The following is a 17503-nucleotide window of genomic DNA, read 5'->3' as shown; positions in this document are numbered from 1 at the left end:
AGACAGCTGGCAAACCAGACCGAATAGCAGGAGGGGAAACACATGGAAATCATCCTGATCCCGCTGGTGATCGTCATGATCCTATCTGTGGAGATCCAATTGAGGCGGCTGAATAAGACCAATGAACAGATCCTGGAATTACTGAAGGAAACCAAACAGACACAGGAGCCGGCACAGCCGATGGAATCGAAAGGCACCGGCCACACGCCGCAAGGTAACAAGGAAGTGATCGAATGAAACTGCTGGCATGTATCGCAGCGGCTGTCCTGATAGGGATCCTGGCGGCGGCTGACCCGGTCGGCGCTTATGTGGCAGGCGTCAGTGTCCTCGCCATCCTCTTCCGGACCTGCCTGTATATCAGAGACCTCCATAACGAATTAGTCCCGAAACGGAGACGGGAGACCGACAAAGTCCAGGCTGCGTATGATCGGTATCTCCAAGAACGTGAACAGGGGGACCAAGAGGCCTGACCGAGAAATTGAAATGCAGCTGTTCATAGAGAGGAAGGAATGAATCATGAAAGTTTTCTTGATCACCTTTGCAGCTGTCTACCTGATCCTGTCCCTTCCCGCATTCCTCACAGCGGGCTACGTCATCGACTGGATCCCCGAAGCCGGTCTCTGGCAGAAGGTGGGGGCTTATACCGCAGAAGGCCTTGCCGCGGGTGCCATCTGGAAAACGGCTGTCGCCGGCCTGGCGGCACTGTTGCTGTCGAGCCGTTCCTGGAAACGCCGGACTGTTAGGTGAACGACTACGTCAGACCCGACCAGGATGAAACCGATGGCGGAAGCAATCCGTATAGGAACAGAACATCCAGGAAACAGCAGAACGCTTTGCAGGAAAGGACGGAACACACATGGCATCCCAACTAGTCGGCATGATCATACTCGCACTCGCAGGCTTGTTCGTACTTTATCTGGTCATCTTCAAAGCCGTCAAGGACGGCATCAACCGCTCGGTCTTAGGGCAGCAGGCGGAACAGCCGCCGCAGCCGGCGAAAAAGTCCTGGCTGGATAAGGACCTGGATAACTGAAGAACCGCAGAGAACAAAAGATGGGAGGGTCGGACATGATAGGATTCATGGTCACCTGGATCGTAGTCCTGCTGATTATCGTATGGCTTGTCACGTTCACAAAATCGATCGTCCGGATGAAAGCTGATCAGACCATCCGCGCACGTAAACTGGCGGACGTCGACCGGAAGCTGGACAGGATCCTGGAATTGATGGAAAAGGGGAATGCCGACCCGCGGCAGCCGGTAAGGGACAGCAGTGAGCAATCATGAAGACGAAGCCATTGGCAGGTTGGCTGCTGGCGGCGGCAGTGATCGTCCCTCTGATTGTCAGCCTATCTATGAAGAGCCCGCAGGAAGACGAGTATCCGAGCGGCATGATCGAAGACCAGCCGGAAACAGCTTCCGGTCCGATCGAGAATACTGGGCTGAGCAACCAGCAGACCGCGCCGGACTTCACATTGGAAACCCTGAGCGGAGAATCCGTCAAGCTCTCCGACTACCGGGGCAAGAAAGTGTTCCTGAACTTCTGGGCGTCCTGGTGCGGTCCGTGCCGGACGGAAATGCCGGCGATGCAGGAGTTTTACACGAGTCAACCGGGTAACGCGGATGTCGAGATCCTGGCCGTCAATATGACGAAGAACGAACAGACTTCAGGCAGCGTGAAGGAGTTCGTGAAGACCCACGGACTGACGTTCCCAGTGCTGCTGGATACCGAAGGAACCGTCGAGCGTACCTACAAAGTTGTGGGCTTTCCGACGACATATCTGATAGCAGAGGACGGCAGGATTGCAGGCAGTCTGAAGGGAGCAGTCCGTGATGCGGAAGAGATCTCTGCAATTATTCAAGGGATGGACTGAGCAGAGAGGAAAGAGCATGATAAAAGCAATTTTCAGGTACATCGTACTCCTTATGGTAGCCAGTACGATTGTCTTGAATGGTCAGCACATAGTAGGCCCTGCAGTTGTACTCGGAATTCTCTTATCAGGGATAGTGATTCAGCTTCTTTTCATAAAAGATAAGGATAAATGGGTTGATTAAATTTTATATACCTTGATTTACTTTGTAGGCAATAAGTGTTAGGTGCCTGTGCGCCAAACTTTCATGTTTGTTTAAACATTCACGATAGTTTCTTGCACAGGCACCATCTAATTAAAACGCATCTTGAACGTCTTCGTCAGTAAACTGAACCGGGCTGCCCGTCGCAAGCTGAAGCTTCCAAAAGCACTTCTCTCCATTGATTCCACGACGATTACAGTAGGGAAAAGTCGCTTGCCTTGGGCGCCGTATCACGGGGAACGAGCAGGGATCAAACTGCATGTCGCGTTCACGAATGAAACCGACATGCCCCTCCGTGTCGTGGAGACGGCCGGGTTGAAGCATGACGGCCCTATCGGAAAAGAGCTGGAAGATCCACGTTTCATCCTGGTCGGTGACCGAGCTTATTTCTCGATCGACAAGGTGGATGACTACTTGGAAAGTGGCCAGGATTTCGTCTTTCGCCTGAAGGACAACATCCAGTTGAATCGAAAGAAATCACTGAAAGGCAGCCGTCCGAAGGACTCGAACGTGACCGCAGATTTCACGTGTACGCTGGGGACCCCGCAGAAACAGACTCAGAAACGACACCGGGTGGTGCAGTTTCTGGACTACGAAGGCAAGAGTCTCAGCGTTGTGACAAGCCTGAAGGATGTAACGGCTCAGGAGATTGCCGATATGTACAAATCTCGCTGGGCGATCGAATCCTTCTTCCGTTGGGTAAAGCAAAATCTGAACATACCGGTTCTCTATGGAACCACGCAAAATGCCGTATGCAATCAACTCTTCGCTGCATTGATCGCCTATGTGCTCCTGAAATTCCTCCATCCGCAAGCGACCAAGGGTGTTTCAGGCAAATCCCTTTCGTTTACAGGCTTTTTGCGCCTGCTTCTTTGCGATGGGCTGCCGATGGAATGGCGTTTGGAGATCAGAAGACAACTCGAGTGGCAACAGAGAATAACGAAAGATTATCTGTATAATTTTGGCTAATCAACACGCGTGAAACAGACAAGGTCTAAGTTAGACGAATTGGATATGAAACTGGAAGAGATCAAGGAGAACATAGACGAGAAACTATCAGAGTGATAATGAAAACCTGTTTCCACCATGCGAGTACTTGGCATGAAGGAGACTCTTACATTCGACAAAAAGGAGACTCACTAATTTGAAAAACAATAAAGGACAAATCCGGGCCGGCTGGCTGATTTTGCTGGCGCTCGTCGCCATGCTGGTCGCCCAGCAGATCTTTTCGCTGCCCGGCGCCATGCTGTTATTCCTATATGAACTCCCGGCATTGACCAGCTCAGTGGAGATCGACATTTTGCAGGCATACGACGGGCATCCGTGGCTCTATGTGCTGACGCAGGGCGGCGCGGTTGTCGGCAGCATCGTCGTCACGTATATTTTCTGGCGGTTTGTGAACAAGGGGTCGCTCCGCAGTCTCGGGTTCCGCTGGTCGTTCGCGGATTTCGCCTATGGCCTGTTCCTCGGTGCCGCCTCGATCACGGTTATTTTCCTGCTGCTGCTCGTGACAGGGAATGTTTCGATGGATAACTCGTTCGGCGCACCGGCATTCAGCGCCTATACCGTCGCTTTCCTGGTCATGTACATTCTCGTCGGGCTGTCGGAAGAGATGTTCTTCCGGGGTTATGTCATGTCGACGATGCAGAGCCGCGGCAATCCGAAGTGGGCGGTCTATCTCGTGTCCGCGGTCGTCTTCAGCTTGGCGCACGGCTTGAACCCGAACGTCAGCTGGCTCGGCCTGCTGAACATCGTGTTTGTCGGTGTCCTGTTCGCGTACATGTTTCTTGAGACGGACAGTCTGTGGCTGCCGATCGGCTACCATATGACGTGGAACTACTTCCAGGGGAACGTGTTCGGGTTCGCTGTCAGCGGCACGACGCCGAACGGTATTTACAATGTCTCGATAGAGGGCGGCAATGCCTGGCTCACGGGCGGCGCTTTCGGACTCGAAGGCGGTCTGGCGGCGACGCTGCTGATCCTGATCGGGTTTGCGGCGACGTGGGTGTATGGCCGAAAGAAAAGGATGAGTGCTCGGCCTGCCGTACGAATGGAGTCGGTTTTGTAAAGGAGCGTAAGCGGAATGACCGAGAAAAAAGCATCGAAACTTGCGGAATGGCGGGAAACGTATGGTCCGTTCGCAGTGGCACTTGCCTGCTTGTACAGCGCTATGACGAACTGGGGAACCCATTGGGGCTGGACAATCTTCTTCATGCTCGGTGTCATCATATGTGGGGCCATGGGGTTCTTTACTATAAAGAGTGCGTGGCGGAAGAAGAAGGGGAGGGTCTCCTGAATACGGTACCTCCGCTTCACCCCCATTATGCGGTAAAGGAAGGTACCTAAGCGAAGGAGGAAGTCCATGAAGAGCATACATATTCTGAGTCAGTTCGGATTTGACGCAGAGAGCGAACAAGAAAGCATTTATCCGTTCTCACCTGTCTACAAGGTTGGGGATTGCATCTTGAAACGGACCCAATCACCAATCGGGAAGGCGAGACGGCTGATACAGTATACCGCTCACCTGGAAGCGGCAGGCATTCCGGTTGTCACGCCCGTCAATTTATCAACAGAAAATCCGCAATGTATCGGGGATGACTGTTATGTCTGTTATCCGTTCATCGAAGGGGCAGCTTACACAGGAACGGACCAGGAAATCATCCAGGCAGGCAGGCTGCTCGGGCAGATCCACCGGCTTGCTTCTCCCGATAATCCCTTCCACCTTCCTGTATACGATGTGTTCGACTTCAATGACCATGAAGTGGAAGAGCATCTGACGAAGATTAAGGAATTGGCTGATTGCTATGAAGTGAATCTGGATTGCGCAAGGTTGGAGACGCTTTTGTATCAAGCGGTCAGCCGGCAGAAAGCGTTGAAGGCCAGTCCATTGAAGTGGGTGGAAACCCCGCATGATTACAAAGCGAATAATCTGGTGTACCAGGAGACGCCCGTCCTGATCGACCCGGACAACGCTGCGTGGATTCCCCGGATTTTCGATTTGGCATTGGCATTGCTGTTATTCCACAATGAGCACGCGTCGGCTCCGCATCGTGTCTTCACGCCGAAGGAATGGCGGCTCTTTTTGGAGGGATACCTTACGTATCAGTCACTGACAGAAACAGAAATCGAAACATGGCACGATGCGGTGCTGCACGTGTTTCTGGATGACGTCATGTGGCTCATGGCGGAAGTCGAAGAGGATTGGCAGAGACCGGAACAGCGGGCGCTCTTTGTGAGTGTGACGAACGTGATTGCTGAACTGGATGCCTATTCCTTAGCGACATCTATAGGACAAACAGGTCGTAAGATGAAGACAGGCGGTGGGGGAATGGGGATCACGGAACAATCGGTCGCTGAGGTGCTGGAGCAATTCGGCCTGCAGGGGACTGTCTCCTCTGTACATCCCTTCATTGACTATCACAGCGAAGCTGACCAGGAAGTCAAATTCATTGCCAAAGTGGGCTTTAAAGACCGGGCGCCCCTCGTGGTGAAATTCTTGAAGGAACCGGAACATCCTCCCTCGGTGATCGAGTCGCAAAGTATATTTTCCGAGTTTTTGAGAAACTGCGGAATCAGGACGGCAAAGCGATATGAAAAGAACGGAACATACTGCTTGCCGTATCAATGGAATGGATTGGATCTCGTCGTAACAATCGAAGAGTACCTTGGGGAGGAAATCGAAGCAATCGACTTCCCGCTCACCAGAAAAATCGGGCAGCTGCTGGGGAAGATCCACACGGTCTCCGAAGAAGGCGGCTGCCGGATCGGCAAGGAGACGATCTTCAACTTCCTCGGCTACAACGAAGTCAGTGGTTACGACACGTTTTGTGAAATGAGCACTATCAGGGAACTGGATCCTCTGTTGTTTGGACGCATCAAAGGAATCTACGAAGAAAAACGGGAAGCCGTCCAACTGCTCTGGAACTCACTGCCCCGGGCGGCAACCCAAGGGGATATCTCCATCAATAATCTGACGGTCGCTGACGGGACAATTGGTATTTTCGATTACAACATCGCGGGAGACGCTACGCTCGTTGGGGACATGGTGCTGCAAGGACTGTTAACGGCAAACGAAATGCCTCTGGCAGAAGGTATATTGGAAGAAAGCCGACCTGACCTATTCCGAGTGTTCTGCGAAGGCTATTGTTCAGAAAGGGCATTGACGAAAGAAGAGAGGATGGCTGCGGAATACATGTATTCCGTATCGTCGGCCTTTTGGTTCACAGGCATTCGCTATGACGACGATTCCCTTGAACAGCTCATGGATCGTGGAGAGGACGAGCGAGCAGAGCGTAAGCTGCAAGACATCTATAATTCATTGCTGCAGGACTGCTGGGAGATCTTCGAGTCGGGGGATAGCGGTGAGTTCAACAAGAGAGTAAAAAACACATAAGAAGGTGACGCAGTTGGCGGCAATTGAAGATTTTTTGAAACTGGATATCCGTGTGGGCACCGTGCTGCAGGCGACTCCTTTTCCGGAAGCGCGAAAACCTGCGATCAAGCTGGACATCGATTTTGGGGAACTCGGCATCAAACAGTCCTCAGCTCAGATCACGAAACGATATGAACCGGACCAGCTTGTCGGCACACAAGTCGTCGCTGTCGTAAACTTCCCGTCGAGACGCATTGCCGGCTTAAAATCCGAAGTTCTGGTGATCGGTGGCGTGCCGGGTGAGGACGACGTCGTGCTGCTGCGGCCCGATCAGCCGGTTGCCAATGGAACTTCTGTTGCTTGAAATTTTCTGATGTGACTCCATGGAGCAAACCGCGTCAGTTATCCTTCTTTTCCCTGTTGGACTGATCAGTCAGTTTGGTGCCAGGGCATTTATTAAAAATAAGAAATTGGAGGCATACACTCATGGGGATGTTGAATCTCATTTCTTCCCGTACGGACTAATCAGTCAAACTATGGGAGGGACTTACAATGAACATCAACGAAGCGCAACAATTATATAAAAAGCAATTCGACCTGTACGGAAAGGAGATCGACTATCCTGAGCTGGACGAAGGGTTGGCAGCCGAGATCGTCGAGCAGATGGGCCGGCCGTTCGCGTCTGTCCTGGAACTCGGGGCAGGCAAAGGCAATCTCGCCCGATGCCTGGCGGGACGCGGAAAGTCGGTGACGACGGTGGAGCTCGTGCCGGAGATGGTGGAATACGCCCAGCAGCTTCAGACACCGGGAATCACTTCATTATGCGGCAGTTTTTACGATATCGAGCTGCCTGGTCAGTTCGATGCCGTGCTGTATATGGACGGCTTCGGTGTCGGAACCGACGCGGAACAGCTTCAGCTGCTCCGGAGAATCCACAAGTGGCTGCACACTGATGGCGCGGCTTTGATCGATATCTATCAGCCCGCGTACTGGCGGCGGACGAGCGGCAGAACGATGACGCTGCCGGGGGATGTGTCGCGAACGTATGGGTACGACGAGACGCTCGACAGAATGACGGACACGTGGTGGCCGACGGATCGTCCCGACGAAAAAATGATCCAATCGCTGGCCTGCTATTCGCCGGATGACATCCATACACTGTGCAAGCAGGCGGACTTGCAGATCGTTGCCTATTTCCCAGGTGGCGCAATGGATTTTGAAGCATGGGAGTATCACGAAGTTGCCAGTCTGGCGGAGTGTCTCAGCTATCGGATCAAAGTCGTGAAGGTATAACGACAGGAACGTGTTTTTGTCTGTGGCCTGTTGCTTTTTACGTGACGAGATTCCAGGAGGAGGCGACGAGATGAACCTGAAATGCGCGGCGTACCTATTCATTCTAGTTTCCCTGCTGAGCCTTCTAGCTGCTTGCACATCATCCGGTAAAGACTGGAACAGCAGTTTCATCGTCTGGCACGGCGATATGTATGAAGTCGGCAGCGAAACCATCCAAGAGGTTGAGGAGAAATTGGGCCAGGTGACCGTTTATTCCGATCGGGAAGCGACCTATATAGGCACGTTCTCGAACCAATACCGGAAAGGGACCAAGTTCTTCGCCATCCCCGGTGAATCGCCCGACGACATGATTGCCGTTGAAGAAGAGGGGGCGTACCGTAAAGCCGTGAACACCGGAAAGTATGGGAGGAAGTAATGTAATTCGGCGCACGGGCACCTTCTGGATAGACGGGTACACGACATGACTGGCGAGGAGGATATGCGTGGAGATGTTTCAGTGGATAGCTGTCGTGCTTATATGGGTAGTACCTGTGCTGCTGTCGTATCTGTCGTATAGAAGACTGCAGAAAGAGGAACGTCAAGAACTCAAACAGGAGATTGGAAGTCCATTGATCTTTTTCACGTACGTCCCGTTCGTGATTGGAGTGCTTCTGTTTCTTTCGGGATCGGAAGCGGTGACAGGTCTCAAAGCAGTGCAGGATGCAGGCATGGCCAGTGCGTTCTTTGGCTGGATCGTCTTGTGGATCGGAAACGTAGTCACAAAAGCAGAAAGTGCGGCCAGGAGTTTCTCCATGATCGATGTAGGCATATTTGTTTTGGTTGCTTACGTTCAACTTCTTTAAAAGGATAAGACAAGAAACGGTTCAGTACGTTCATCCGTAAGCCGATAGTTATCATATAAATGAAAAGAGGTGAAAGTCATGGGGAAATATCAATTGGATTCAAAAGGCAGACAGGCTGTGTCGAAATATCATGAAAAACGGAAACCGGATCAATTCGATAAACAGAAGCATCTCGAAAAACTTCGGACCGCGTATCTGGAGAAAAAGCGGAAACAGGCCGACGAAACGTCTGAGTGAACATCATAGGCTGGCAGCAGGATAGACGCCTGTGGTCAAGCCATCGTGTTTACTTGTACTCTCACGACATTGAACGAGGCGGGGCGGTTCCGCCAAATTGGAGGCGGCAGGATGGATTCGATCAACAGCACATGGAATCTGGGCGATATTATTTTCACCGTGCTGATTTTCATAGCATTCGCAGCATTGGCGAGGGGATTCATCCTCTGGCGGATTGCGCGCAGGCACCGGAATCGGGAAGACGGACGGTGAGGACGGAATTTTCAAGTTGTAATTGATTAATCGGAAGGCATTACGCTTCTGCTACTGGAAAGGATGAGCCCGATGCCGCGTTCACCATTCGGCCAGCCAAGTCAGCCATACACATTCGCCGAGCGGCTGCTGTTCCCGCGGACCCGTCTGCATTCCGGCAGGCTTGCGGAGGAACTGTACGGGAAGACGGTGCTGATTACCGGCGCCAGTTCAGGGATCGGTGAACAGATGGCGTATTTGCTTGGGGAGCTGCCGGTGCATCTGATTTTGGTCGCCCGGCGTACGGATCGTCTGCTCGCGGTGCAGCAAAGACTGGAAGACGGCCCAGCAACGGTGACGGTGGTGACCGCCGATCTGCGCGCACCCGACGAACTGGACCGGCTGGTAGATGTCCTCCTTGCGCTGCCGAGGGGACTGGATGTTTTCATCTCGAATGCCGGCCTGTCCATCAACCGGACACTCGCGGCGTCCCTGGATCGGTTCCACGATTTCGAACGGACGATGGCCATCAATTACTTTGTCCCCGTCCGGCTGCTGCTGGCGCTTGTGCCCCTCCTGCAGCAAAATCAGGGGCAGATCATCAATATGTCGACCATCAACGCCCGGCTGCTGCCGATGCCGGACTGGGCGGCCTATCAGGCTTCGAAGACAGCGTTTGACAGCTGGCTGCGGTCGTCGTCCGCCGAGCTGCGGCAGTCCGGCATTTCGGTCACGACCTTCTATCTGCCGCTCGTCCGGACGGAGATGATCCGGCCGACTGCTGCGTATGATCGGATGCCGGCGATGTGTCCGGTAGAGGCGGCGAAACAGATTGCGCGCTCTTTGTATACGAAACGGAAAACCTGGCATCCGTGGTGGCTGCCGGCAGGGGAACTGGCGTCGGTCCTGTTCAGGCGGCCGATTGAACACGGACTGGAACGGAGAAGGAGGACACGCGATGCCGATCGGTAAACTGGTACGGCTGCTGCAGGAGATGGGGGTGCTGAACGTTTCAGGGGCTACCGGGTTGTCCTCAGCAGTTGCCCGGCATGGGGTGAATCTGATGGTGCTGCTGGAATTCGCAGCCCGGTTGCATGGGGATACCCCGGCATTGATCGATGAGGAAGGAACGGTCAGCTATAGCGAGCTGCACCGACGCAGTGAAGGAACTGCCATGCGCCTGCAGGAGGAATTCGGCATCGGCTGTGGTCAGAAAGTCGCCTTCCTCTGCCGGAACCGGACCTCTCTCGTGACCGCGCTGTTCGCTGCTTCACGCCTGGGGGCGGATGTGTATCTTCTGAATCCGGATATGGGACATACGCAGTTGGCATTGCTGCTGGAACGCCACCGGTTCGATCTGCTGATCCATGACCAAGATTCGGAGCGGCTGGCCGATCTGCTGCCCAATCCGAAACCTGCCGCCGTTCCGATCATGGTCTGCATGCCGGCAAGTGATCGATTTCCCGCGAGGCGGCCGTGGAAACGGATGGCGGCCGGCCGTCTTGTGCTGCTGACAGGCGGGACGACCGGACTTCCGAAAGCCGTTCCTCATCAGCCGTCCCTCTTCAATTATATCGATCCCTATCTGAGCCTCCTGAAGACGATGGAGCTGGCGCGGCGTAGCAATGTCCTGATTGCTACACCCCTCTGTCATGGCTATGGACTGGCCATTCTCCTGTCGTTCGCAGCGCTTGGCAAAACGATCGTATTGAGCTGCGAATCTGGGACGGAACAGCTGAGCGCACTGATCCGCACCCATAGCGTCGAAGTGGTCACTGTCGTCCCGGTGATCGCCGAACGATTGCTGGCTCACGAGAAAGACAATCTGCGGTCACTGAAGTGCATCGCGTCCGGCGGGGCGCCGCTCCATCCGAAACTCGCCCAGGACATCAACGCGGCACTCGGTCCGGTCCTGTTCAACTTGTACGGCACATCCGAAACAGGGCTCGCCTGCATGGCGACTCCGCAAGAGCTGGCAATCGCTCCCGGAGCCGTTGGCAGGAAGGTCGCGGGCGGCCGGCTGAAACTGGTCGATCCGTCCGGGAACGAAGTCCGTACAGGCGAAACAGGACAGATCTGCATGTCCAGCAGCTGGTCGATGGCCGGCAGGAAGTCCAAATGGATAGAAACCGGTGACATGGGCTATCTGGATGGGCACGGATTGCTGCATGTGTACGGTCGGGTCGATGACATGATCGTATCTGGCGGCGAGAATGTCCACCCATCTGAGCTGGAGACCCTGCTCCGCACCCATCCGCTTATCCGGGACACTGCAGTGGTCGGGGTCCCGGATGCCGAGTTCGGCCAGCGCCTTTGCGCGGTGATCGACCCGCTTTCCGATACACTCACAACAGCAGCTGTCACCGCCTGGCTGACGGACAGAGCCGCCCGCTATCAGATGCCGAAAACGATCATCTTCCGCCAGATTCCATGCACTTCCCTCGGGAAGCCGGATAAGAAGCGGCTGCGGCAGGAGGTGGAATTGGTACTAAGTCAATGTATATAATCATTAGCAGCTGAGAACCAGGAACTTCGGGGAGGTGCGGAATGGCAATCGATAGAGAGGAAACTGCAAAATGCTCAGTCGTGCTGCGACCGATTGCGGAAGAGGATATCCCCCATGTTCTTAATTGGGCGCAAGATCACAGGTTCTGCGCGGCGAATGAATGGGATATCGACAGGTCCGAACAAGAAGTGCGGGATTGGTGGCGGTATTGTGTTCATTTGAGTAAGCCTTCATTCATCCGGCTGGGGATCGTATGGAATGGTAAATTGATCGGCTATGCAGATCTTGCCGGAATCGAAAAAGAAACAGCTGAATTGGGGATTGCCATCGGTGACAGCTCGCTATGGGGAAAGGGCAAATCGCAAGCCGTCAGATGATGAAGTATGCGGCAACCCGGCTTGGATTGGCTTACCTGACGGCCGAGACACATGAAACCAATTATCGCTCACGCAAGATGCTGTCGTCTGCAGGATTCCAGGAAAGCGGGCGAGCTGGATCGGAGTTGTACGAGGGTGTGCAGACTGCTCTTATTCAATATAGCAAAACGATTTGAGATTTTTATCACTGCTATAAATCAGTATTGCATTTACTAGGCAAATAATATTTGGTGTTCAGATCGCTAATTATCAGAGAGCAGGTACATAAAGTGATTAGAAAAGAACGAGTGTCCGTAAAAATATTGGGAGAAATTAAGGAAGATTTAGTAGGAAATATTCCTCTTTCGATTGCACTGGGATATGAACAAGAGGTGCTAGTGTTACTGACAGATGAACAACCTCCTTTGATTGGTGGTCAATTTCCCGCCACTGTTACAGAAAGGCTTTACAGTTACCAGGTGGTCCGGTTGAAAAATGACGAAAAGACGATCATTGAACTTCCTGCTGAAAGATGGAATTATCATTTCGTTCAGCCGATCGATACCGACCATGTACTGGTAGTCGGTGCTCGCTCTCGCTACCGTGGGGACGATGACATCGAAGAAAATGCACATGTATTCAATTATAGCGGACGTCTGGTCCGCACGTTCTGTCTAGGTGACGGAATTGAACATGTGCATGTGACGAGAAATCAGTCGATCTGGACAGGGTACTTCGATGAAGGGACTTGTGGCAGTTATGGCTGGGATGAGCCAATCGGCAGCAGTGGTCTGGTAGGCTGGGATCGTGCTGGTCGGAAGATGGACTCGCTGGAAGAAGACAAAGAATTTTATATCTTCGAATGTCTGGCTTTGAATAGTAATGACAAGGAGGAAATCTACTTTTTCTTCAGTATCGAGGGGATGATCGGTGTCCGGAAAGACGGGGTATCGAAATATTACGGACTGGATGATCTTAACTTTAGGTCGTTTGCTGTCAAGGGAGATGAGATAGTAGCGTATACAAGGGAAGGCGACGGAATCCTTCTAAAATTGGACCAGGACAACAAACGATGTGAGACGGTGCATCTGCTTGAATTTATTAAACCAGATGGAACGCCTATATCACCTCAAGCAGTGAGCAACCGAGAGAACATGCTGGTATTCTTGGACAACGGAGAACTGTATCTGTACGTGATCGAATGATTTGATTGTTCATAGCCTTTACTCGAAATAAATACACATGTGTTTAAATAGGGCCGACCAAGTATGCAGGGTGGTTACTCTCTTTTATAAGCTTTTGTGAAATCTATCAATGCGAGAAAATCTTGAACCGAATTATTATATCCTAAGATTGTAGACAACAGTTACAAAAATTCCCGCCCGGCGCTTGCAAGATCGACTGTGGCATGGCGGTTTTCCGCAGTGATTTGGGATACCAATCCCTCAAGGGAGTACCTTCTCTTGGGGTTTTTCGTTGTCAGCGTAATTGTGTTTTCATCGTCCCTAACCTGTAACTTGAGTTCAGAGCCTGCTTCTATCCCGCTCCGCTCTGCGGCTTCTATTGTATTATTTCTATTTCCGTACATATATACGTTGCTGGTCAATTTGATACGGACTGCAGCAAAGTATTGTTTGCAGACCGGAGAACTAGAACCGCTAGAGCTACAAAGGTCAACCTGGTATCCAATGATGGCAAGTGTTTGCCGAATTTCCTTCCAGGCTATAGTAGTAGGGACCAATACAATACGAATAGAACGAAACACACTAGGAGTGAACGACATGAAACAAGTACCGGAAACGAAAGTCAAACTGACCGATGTGAAAGACTTGATGGAAAAAGGCTATAACCTGTTAGGGGAGCTGCGCGAGGACGTCGGGGCGCCTGTCGTGAAAGCGAAGTTCCTGACAGAGGAAATTACAGCAATTTACGGGGAGGCGGCGGCTCGTCAGTTCTATGACCCGGCGAATTTCAAGCGGGAAGGGGCGATGCCGAAACCGGTGCTGAAAACACTGTTCGGTGAGGGCGGTGTCCAGACGCTGGATGGGGAGGCGCACCACCATCGGAAACATTATTTCATGGACCTCATGACGCCTGAGCGGATGGATGACTACCATGACATCCTGGCACGGCATCTGACTGCGGCGCTCGATCGGAAGCATGGCGAATTCGAGCTGTTCGGGCTGGCTAATAACGTGCTGTTCACCGCCATCTGCGAATGGGCGGGCATCAATCTGGACACGTACGATGCCGAAACGGTGGACAAGCTGGCGGAGAACCAGATCGCCATGATCAGCGGGGCGGTGACGTCGCCGATCGATCATCTCAAAGGGATCAAAGATCGGAACAAATCGGAGAAGTGGGCGAAGGAGCTGATCGAAGAAGCGCGGAAGCATCCGGTACCCGGCAAAGAGAACTATGCGCTGTATACGTTTGCGAATGCGACGGATCTGAATGGAGAGCTGCTGCCGGTGGACGTGGCGGCGGTCGAGCTGCTCAACATCATCCGGCCGACAGTCGCATTGACAGTCTGGATGACGCTGATGGGGCATGCCCTGTTCGCTGGAAAGGACATTTATAAAGAGCTGCAGTCGGATTTCGACCGGCTGCAGGATCCGTTCATCCAGGAGATGAGGCGCTTCTATCCATTCTTCCCGATGCTGCCGGCAGTCGCAGTCCGGGATGTGGAAGTGGATGGGTACGTGATCCCGGAAGACAGCTGGGTGGTGCTCGATCTGTACGGCACGAATCACGACGCGCGCACCATCGATGCACCGGATGAGTTCCGGATCGACCGGTATGCCGGCCGGGCCAAAGAGATTTCGTATGAGGAAGAATACGAAATGATCGCGCAGGGCGGCGGTTCGTTCCGGGATATGCACCGCTGTGCCGGCGAATGGATCACCCTCCACAGCATGCGGGTGTTCTCGGACCAACTGGTGAACAAGTACAGCTTTAACGTTCCTGAACAGGACTGGACCATCCCGATGGACCAGTTCCCGACGTATCCGAACAGCAAGGCTCTGTTATTCAAAGAGTGATATATACGCGTACGAAACGGCAGCCTGCCGGTTCGTACGCGTTTTCTTATGGGCATGCATATTCTTTACTGGAAAAAGATAGATAGCAACTGGAATCGTGTTACAATGGTGTCAATCGGTTCTCTGGAAAACTTCTGTTATCAGATGACAGAACAATGAAACAATATCCAATCTCCGGACGTAAGGAAAGTATACGGATGGAATATGGTACAGGAAAGGAGCCATCTGCGTTTTATGAAATATGTAATAGGATTATTTGCAGTGTTCGCTGCTTCGGTGTTCGTCAATTTAGTAAGTGAATTTGTCCTGAATGGGGCATACTCGGCCATTGCAAGCTGGCTGATTGTCATGCTATTCCTGCTCGGCGTCGTATTTTTCGCAAACGCCCGTTACTTCCTTGGAAAGGAAGAGACCCGTCACTGAACCGGAGAGGAGTACCCGACTATGAATCCGAAACCCGACAAACTGGCGGCTGCCTACCAGAGTACGTTCGACAGATTGGCGGTCTACCTGCTGGCGGTCTTCCTGTCGCCTTTGCTGTTCGGCGCGTGCATCGCGCTCTATTCGCTACTGGTGTTTGACGACTCCTGGGGTTTTGGGCCGACCGCTTTGGTGACGGCGGTGTATTCCCTGCCGTTCTTTCTGTTCCTTGCGCTGCCCGTCGCCCTGTTCATCGACTTCTCTCCGAAGACAAAGCAGCGCTCCCGCAAGATGAAGATCCTGTTCTATGCAGGTGCCGGCTGTCTGGCCGGGCTTCTCGGTGCGGTCATTTTCGGTGAGTTGTTTTCCGGAATCGACTTAGGGATCTTTGGAATTGTGGGCGGCCTGGCGTATTTCAGTGTACTGGAATTGTTGAAGCTGCTCTTTCATAAATGAGGAAGCAGCGGGCGAGATGAAAAACGTCGAGTCCTAGATTTGAGAGGTGATTATCCTGTCACAAGAAAAGAAATCGCTAGCACTTGCCAAGCTGATTCCGCTTTACTTGGTTATCTTCGCCGTCTGCTATTCGGGGACGATGCTGCTGAAGTATGTCACCCATGATGAAATGACGTGGTTCCGTACCGCCGCGTTCATGCTTGGCATTACTGGTCTGATTGCCATTTTAAAGCGGTTGCCGGGCAAACCGGCGGACCGCACGTGATTTCTGGAAGTGCATAACTGAAAAGGCGGTGGTTTCTTGAAGAGGAAAGTGATCAATACACCAGAGTCCATCTTGGTGGTCAGCTCGTTCCTGATGATTCTGTTCATTTCAGAGTTTCTTGTCTTCATTCCGAGCTTGGAGTACGTATTTGAACGGGGAACGCTATGGTATGTGTTTCCGTTCCTCACGCTGATTCTCGCACTGCATTCGTTTTCGAATCGGGAAGCCTGAAGTGTTCATTGTGGAGATACAAGAGCTTTAACCTGAAAAGGGAGGAGGAAGGCAAATGGAGGCACTAATGCTCAATGGATGGACGCCGATCCTGCTGGCTGGCATCGTGGCGATGGGGCTTGTCATCACGCTGTCCCGGAAACTGTCCAGACCGCTATTCTTCAAAATCGTGTTGGGAATTGCCGTGCTGAGCGTGGCGGCCTTCTTCATCAGCATGATCGTCATTGGCGGCTGGGAAGGGATGGGCTACTCGTTCTTGTCGGGTGCGGTCCTTCTTGGCACGCTGGTCGGCATGGCAGTCGGTGCCGTTTCCGACAGAGGTGCTGCTTCATGATCTTTTTCAAGAAGATGACCGCACGGGAGAAGGCGAATTCCGAACGGAGTGTGGGTGTAGGTTTTCTGGTCTATTTGCTGGTAACCGGTGTCAATTACTTTTACTACTTGCTGACCGATCATACGCTTCTCTCCCCGGGCATTGTGTTTTGGGCGGGGCTTATCGCTCTCTTCGGATATGATTGGTTTCTGAATAGCAGATATCGGGCGGATGGCGCAGCCAGGAATACCAGAGAGTGACCTCGGTTTCATAATGAGACACAAATAGCCGGCGCACCGGCAGATAGGGGCGTATCATGCCGAAGACAATACCAGGCAAACTTACAGTTGGATTGCTCGTCCTGTTTTTCGTTCAGGTTCTTCTAGGAGGACTCTACTTTTTCACGGCACCGCTGATGACACTGGTCGTCATCCTGGTGTCCGGTCTGATTGTGAGTTTCGTATTCATGATTGCCGGGACGATCGGTGCTGTGTTTGAGGACGGAAGCCGCAAAGCGGTGCCGCTGATTGTTGCAGCACTCGGCCTTGCGGAACTGGCGCTGTTCCTGTCCGTGCAGTTCGGTTTTTCGTTTGGGGGATGAAGGACAGATCATGAGCGTAATGGAGCTGCAGAAGGAGGACCCACATTGCGACAGCCAGTACTAAGGATACTCTGGATCCTTCCTAATATTCTGAGCTACCTGGATTTCTTAGGTATTGGCGGATGGGGGTTCATTCATCGGAAGGCATCCGGGAGATCGGCCAGTTGGAGTTGTAGACGTTGTTTCTTAGTTTGCTTTTGGCAGTCACGCTGTTCGGTACTGTCCGGATCCGATTCTGGATTTGGACTGGAAAACTGTAAGGCGGAATT

At 52.6% G+C, this 17503-nt stretch carries 28 protein-coding genes; all 28 read left to right on the top strand.

The annotated features are described in order from the left end of the window. The first annotated feature begins 42 nt into the window (after positions 1-42). The 28 genes from BN1190_RS00505 to BN1190_RS00380 all read left to right on the top strand — a co-directional run bounded on the left by BN1190_RS00505 (position 43) and on the right by BN1190_RS00380 (position 17234). Positions 43-237, top strand: coding sequence for a hypothetical protein (locus tag BN1190_RS00505; protein WP_040285069.1), 195 nt, complete (start codon positions 43-45; stop codon positions 235-237). Next, complete coding sequence (locus BN1190_RS00500) at positions 234-470, top strand: hypothetical protein (protein WP_040285068.1); 237 nt, start codon at positions 234-236, stop codon at positions 468-470. The genes BN1190_RS00505 and BN1190_RS00500 overlap by 4 nt, the downstream gene beginning before the upstream one ends. Before the next feature lie 46 nt (positions 471-516). Further along, positions 517-747: a hypothetical protein gene (locus BN1190_RS00495; protein WP_040285067.1), complete on the top strand. Its 231-nt coding sequence runs from the start codon at positions 517-519 to the stop codon at positions 745-747. A 109-nt stretch (positions 748-856) separates the two neighbouring features. Next, positions 857-1033: a hypothetical protein gene (locus BN1190_RS14935; protein ID WP_179860723.1), complete on the top strand. Its 177-nt coding sequence runs from the start codon at positions 857-859 to the stop codon at positions 1031-1033. Positions 1034-1068: 35 nt separating this feature from the next. Continuing rightward, the gene (locus BN1190_RS00490) at positions 1069-1284 is read left to right on the top strand and encodes a DUF4083 family protein (RefSeq protein WP_040285066.1); all 216 of its coding nucleotides are present in this window, start codon (positions 1069-1071) and stop codon (positions 1282-1284) included. After that, a complete protein-coding gene (locus BN1190_RS00485) occupies positions 1281-1871 on the top strand; it encodes a peroxiredoxin family protein (RefSeq protein ID WP_040285065.1) in 591 nt (196 codons plus the stop codon). The genes BN1190_RS00490 and BN1190_RS00485 overlap by 4 nt, the downstream gene beginning before the upstream one ends. A 304-nt stretch (positions 1872-2175) precedes the next feature. Next, entirely contained in the window at positions 2176-3039 is an 864-nt protein-coding gene (locus BN1190_RS00480; protein WP_244898646.1) for an IS4 family transposase, read from the top strand. Between the two features lie 175 nt (positions 3040-3214). Continuing rightward, on the top strand, positions 3215-4138 hold the full coding sequence (locus tag BN1190_RS00475; protein ID WP_052461612.1) for a CPBP family intramembrane glutamic endopeptidase: 924 nt from the start codon (positions 3215-3217) through the stop codon (positions 4136-4138). A 15-nt stretch (positions 4139-4153) separates the two neighbouring features. Then, a complete protein-coding gene (locus BN1190_RS00470) occupies positions 4154-4366 on the top strand; it encodes a hypothetical protein (protein ID WP_040285063.1) in 213 nt (70 codons plus the stop codon). Between the two features lie 66 nt (positions 4367-4432). Then, positions 4433-6463 (top strand): phosphotransferase, encoded by a 2031-nt coding sequence (locus BN1190_RS00465; protein WP_082023213.1) that lies wholly within the window; start codon positions 4433-4435, stop codon positions 6461-6463. Positions 6464-6476: 13 nt separating this feature from the next. Further along, entirely contained in the window at positions 6477-6806 is a 330-nt protein-coding gene (gene csaA / locus BN1190_RS00460; RefSeq protein ID WP_040285062.1) for a chaperone CsaA, read from the top strand. Positions 6807-6994: 188 nt separating this feature from the next. Further along, positions 6995-7735 (top strand): class I SAM-dependent methyltransferase, encoded by a 741-nt coding sequence (locus BN1190_RS00455; protein ID WP_040285061.1) that lies wholly within the window; start codon positions 6995-6997, stop codon positions 7733-7735. A 70-nt stretch (positions 7736-7805) separates the two neighbouring features. Further along, the gene (locus BN1190_RS00450; protein ID WP_052461611.1) at positions 7806-8150 is read left to right on the top strand and encodes a hypothetical protein; all 345 of its coding nucleotides are present in this window, start codon (positions 7806-7808) and stop codon (positions 8148-8150) included. 67 nt (positions 8151-8217) lie between these two features. Then, positions 8218-8577 carry a hypothetical protein gene (locus BN1190_RS00445; protein ID WP_052461610.1) on the top strand — a complete coding sequence of 120 codons (360 nt, stop codon included), beginning with the start codon at positions 8218-8220 and terminating at the stop codon, positions 8575-8577. A 78-nt stretch (positions 8578-8655) separates the two neighbouring features. Then, positions 8656-8814 carry a hypothetical protein gene (locus BN1190_RS14930; RefSeq protein WP_040285060.1) on the top strand — a complete coding sequence of 53 codons (159 nt, stop codon included), beginning with the start codon at positions 8656-8658 and terminating at the stop codon, positions 8812-8814. A gap of 111 nt (positions 8815-8925) precedes the next feature. Continuing rightward, a complete protein-coding gene (locus BN1190_RS14925; RefSeq protein WP_179860722.1) occupies positions 8926-9066 on the top strand; it encodes a hypothetical protein in 141 nt (46 codons plus the stop codon). Between the two features lie 72 nt (positions 9067-9138). Further along, positions 9139-10017 (top strand): SDR family NAD(P)-dependent oxidoreductase, encoded by an 879-nt coding sequence (locus tag BN1190_RS00435; protein ID WP_052461609.1) that lies wholly within the window; start codon positions 9139-9141, stop codon positions 10015-10017. Then, entirely contained in the window at positions 10004-11551 is a 1548-nt protein-coding gene (locus tag BN1190_RS00430; RefSeq protein WP_052461608.1) for an AMP-binding protein, read from the top strand. The genes BN1190_RS00435 and BN1190_RS00430 overlap by 14 nt, the downstream gene beginning before the upstream one ends. 41 nt (positions 11552-11592) lie before the next feature. Further along, the gene (locus tag BN1190_RS00425; protein ID WP_338066410.1) at positions 11593-11928 is read left to right on the top strand and encodes a GNAT family N-acetyltransferase; all 336 of its coding nucleotides are present in this window, start codon (positions 11593-11595) and stop codon (positions 11926-11928) included. After that, entirely contained in the window at positions 11895-12104 is a 210-nt protein-coding gene (locus tag BN1190_RS15355) for a GNAT family N-acetyltransferase (RefSeq protein ID WP_425313913.1), read from the top strand. The genes BN1190_RS00425 and BN1190_RS15355 overlap by 34 nt, the downstream gene beginning before the upstream one ends. A gap of 93 nt (positions 12105-12197) precedes the next feature. Further along, positions 12198-13112, top strand: a complete 915-nt coding sequence (locus BN1190_RS00420; RefSeq protein WP_040285059.1) for a hypothetical protein — start codon at positions 12198-12200, stop codon at positions 13110-13112. A 576-nt stretch (positions 13113-13688) separates the two neighbouring features. Further along, the gene (locus tag BN1190_RS00415; RefSeq protein WP_040285058.1) at positions 13689-14948 is read left to right on the top strand and encodes a cytochrome P450; all 1260 of its coding nucleotides are present in this window, start codon (positions 13689-13691) and stop codon (positions 14946-14948) included. Between the two features lie 234 nt (positions 14949-15182). Continuing rightward, complete coding sequence (locus BN1190_RS00410; RefSeq protein WP_040285057.1) at positions 15183-15371, top strand: hypothetical protein; 189 nt, start codon at positions 15183-15185, stop codon at positions 15369-15371. A gap of 21 nt (positions 15372-15392) precedes the next feature. Then, on the top strand, positions 15393-15824 hold the full coding sequence (locus BN1190_RS00405; protein WP_040285056.1) for a hypothetical protein: 432 nt from the start codon (positions 15393-15395) through the stop codon (positions 15822-15824). Positions 15825-15870: 46 nt separating this feature from the next. Further along, positions 15871-16089, top strand: coding sequence for a hypothetical protein (locus tag BN1190_RS00400; protein ID WP_040285055.1), 219 nt, complete (start codon positions 15871-15873; stop codon positions 16087-16089). 36 nt (positions 16090-16125) lie between these two features. Further along, complete coding sequence (locus BN1190_RS00395) at positions 16126-16320, top strand: hypothetical protein (RefSeq protein ID WP_040285054.1); 195 nt, start codon at positions 16126-16128, stop codon at positions 16318-16320. 55 nt (positions 16321-16375) lie between these two features. Then, on the top strand, positions 16376-16654 hold the full coding sequence (locus tag BN1190_RS00390) for a YesK family protein (protein ID WP_040285053.1): 279 nt from the start codon (positions 16376-16378) through the stop codon (positions 16652-16654). 295 nt (positions 16655-16949) lie between these two features. Beyond that, complete coding sequence (locus tag BN1190_RS00380) at positions 16950-17234, top strand: hypothetical protein (RefSeq protein ID WP_144036059.1); 285 nt, start codon at positions 16950-16952, stop codon at positions 17232-17234. Positions 17235-17503: the final 269 nt, after the last annotated feature.

It is taken from the genome of Sporosarcina koreensis (assembly GCF_000826145.2).
GTDB lineage: Bacteria > Bacillota > Bacilli > Bacillales_A > Planococcaceae > Sporosarcina > Sporosarcina trichiuri.
Note: the sequence above shows the minus strand (reverse complement) of the source record. Positions and strands in the feature narration are given on the sequence as shown.

What these genes read in the sequence shown, in the direction of transcription:
- BN1190_RS00505 (WP_040285069.1), top strand. Translation starts at nt 43, where the DNA reads ATGGAAATCATCCTGATCCCGCTGGTGATCGTCATGATCCTATCTGTG.
- BN1190_RS00500 (WP_040285068.1), top strand. Translation starts at nt 234, where the DNA reads ATGAAACTGCTGGCATGTATCGCAGCGGCTGTCCTGATAGGGATCCTG.
- BN1190_RS00495 (WP_040285067.1), top strand. Translation starts at nt 517, where the DNA reads ATGAAAGTTTTCTTGATCACCTTTGCAGCTGTCTACCTGATCCTGTCC.
- BN1190_RS14935 (WP_179860723.1), top strand. Translation starts at nt 857, where the DNA reads ATGGCATCCCAACTAGTCGGCATGATCATACTCGCACTCGCAGGCTTG.
- BN1190_RS00490 (WP_040285066.1), top strand. Translation starts at nt 1,069, where the DNA reads ATGATAGGATTCATGGTCACCTGGATCGTAGTCCTGCTGATTATCGTA.
- BN1190_RS00485 (WP_040285065.1), top strand. Translation starts at nt 1,281, where the DNA reads ATGAAGACGAAGCCATTGGCAGGTTGGCTGCTGGCGGCGGCAGTGATC.
- BN1190_RS00470 (WP_040285063.1), top strand. Translation starts at nt 4,154, where the DNA reads ATGACCGAGAAAAAAGCATCGAAACTTGCGGAATGGCGGGAAACGTAT.
- BN1190_RS00465 (WP_082023213.1), top strand. Translation starts at nt 4,433, where the DNA reads ATGAAGAGCATACATATTCTGAGTCAGTTCGGATTTGACGCAGAGAGC.
- BN1190_RS00455 (WP_040285061.1), top strand. Translation starts at nt 6,995, where the DNA reads ATGAACATCAACGAAGCGCAACAATTATATAAAAAGCAATTCGACCTG.
- BN1190_RS00450 (WP_052461611.1), top strand. Translation starts at nt 7,806, where the DNA reads ATGAACCTGAAATGCGCGGCGTACCTATTCATTCTAGTTTCCCTGCTG.
- BN1190_RS14930 (WP_040285060.1), top strand. Translation starts at nt 8,656, where the DNA reads ATGGGGAAATATCAATTGGATTCAAAAGGCAGACAGGCTGTGTCGAAA.
- BN1190_RS14925 (WP_179860722.1), top strand. Translation starts at nt 8,926, where the DNA reads ATGGATTCGATCAACAGCACATGGAATCTGGGCGATATTATTTTCACC.
- BN1190_RS00435 (WP_052461609.1), top strand. Translation starts at nt 9,139, where the DNA reads ATGCCGCGTTCACCATTCGGCCAGCCAAGTCAGCCATACACATTCGCC.
- BN1190_RS00430 (WP_052461608.1), top strand. Translation starts at nt 10,004, where the DNA reads ATGCCGATCGGTAAACTGGTACGGCTGCTGCAGGAGATGGGGGTGCTG.
- BN1190_RS00425 (WP_338066410.1), top strand. Translation starts at nt 11,593, where the DNA reads ATGGCAATCGATAGAGAGGAAACTGCAAAATGCTCAGTCGTGCTGCGA.
- BN1190_RS15355 (WP_425313913.1), top strand. Translation starts at nt 11,895, where the DNA reads ATGGGGAAAGGGCAAATCGCAAGCCGTCAGATGATGAAGTATGCGGCA.
- BN1190_RS00415 (WP_040285058.1), top strand. Translation starts at nt 13,689, where the DNA reads ATGAAACAAGTACCGGAAACGAAAGTCAAACTGACCGATGTGAAAGAC.
- BN1190_RS00410 (WP_040285057.1), top strand. Translation starts at nt 15,183, where the DNA reads ATGAAATATGTAATAGGATTATTTGCAGTGTTCGCTGCTTCGGTGTTC.
- BN1190_RS00405 (WP_040285056.1), top strand. Translation starts at nt 15,393, where the DNA reads ATGAATCCGAAACCCGACAAACTGGCGGCTGCCTACCAGAGTACGTTC.
- BN1190_RS00390 (WP_040285053.1), top strand. Translation starts at nt 16,376, where the DNA reads ATGGAGGCACTAATGCTCAATGGATGGACGCCGATCCTGCTGGCTGGC.
- BN1190_RS00380 (WP_144036059.1), top strand. Translation starts at nt 16,950, where the DNA reads ATGCCGAAGACAATACCAGGCAAACTTACAGTTGGATTGCTCGTCCTG.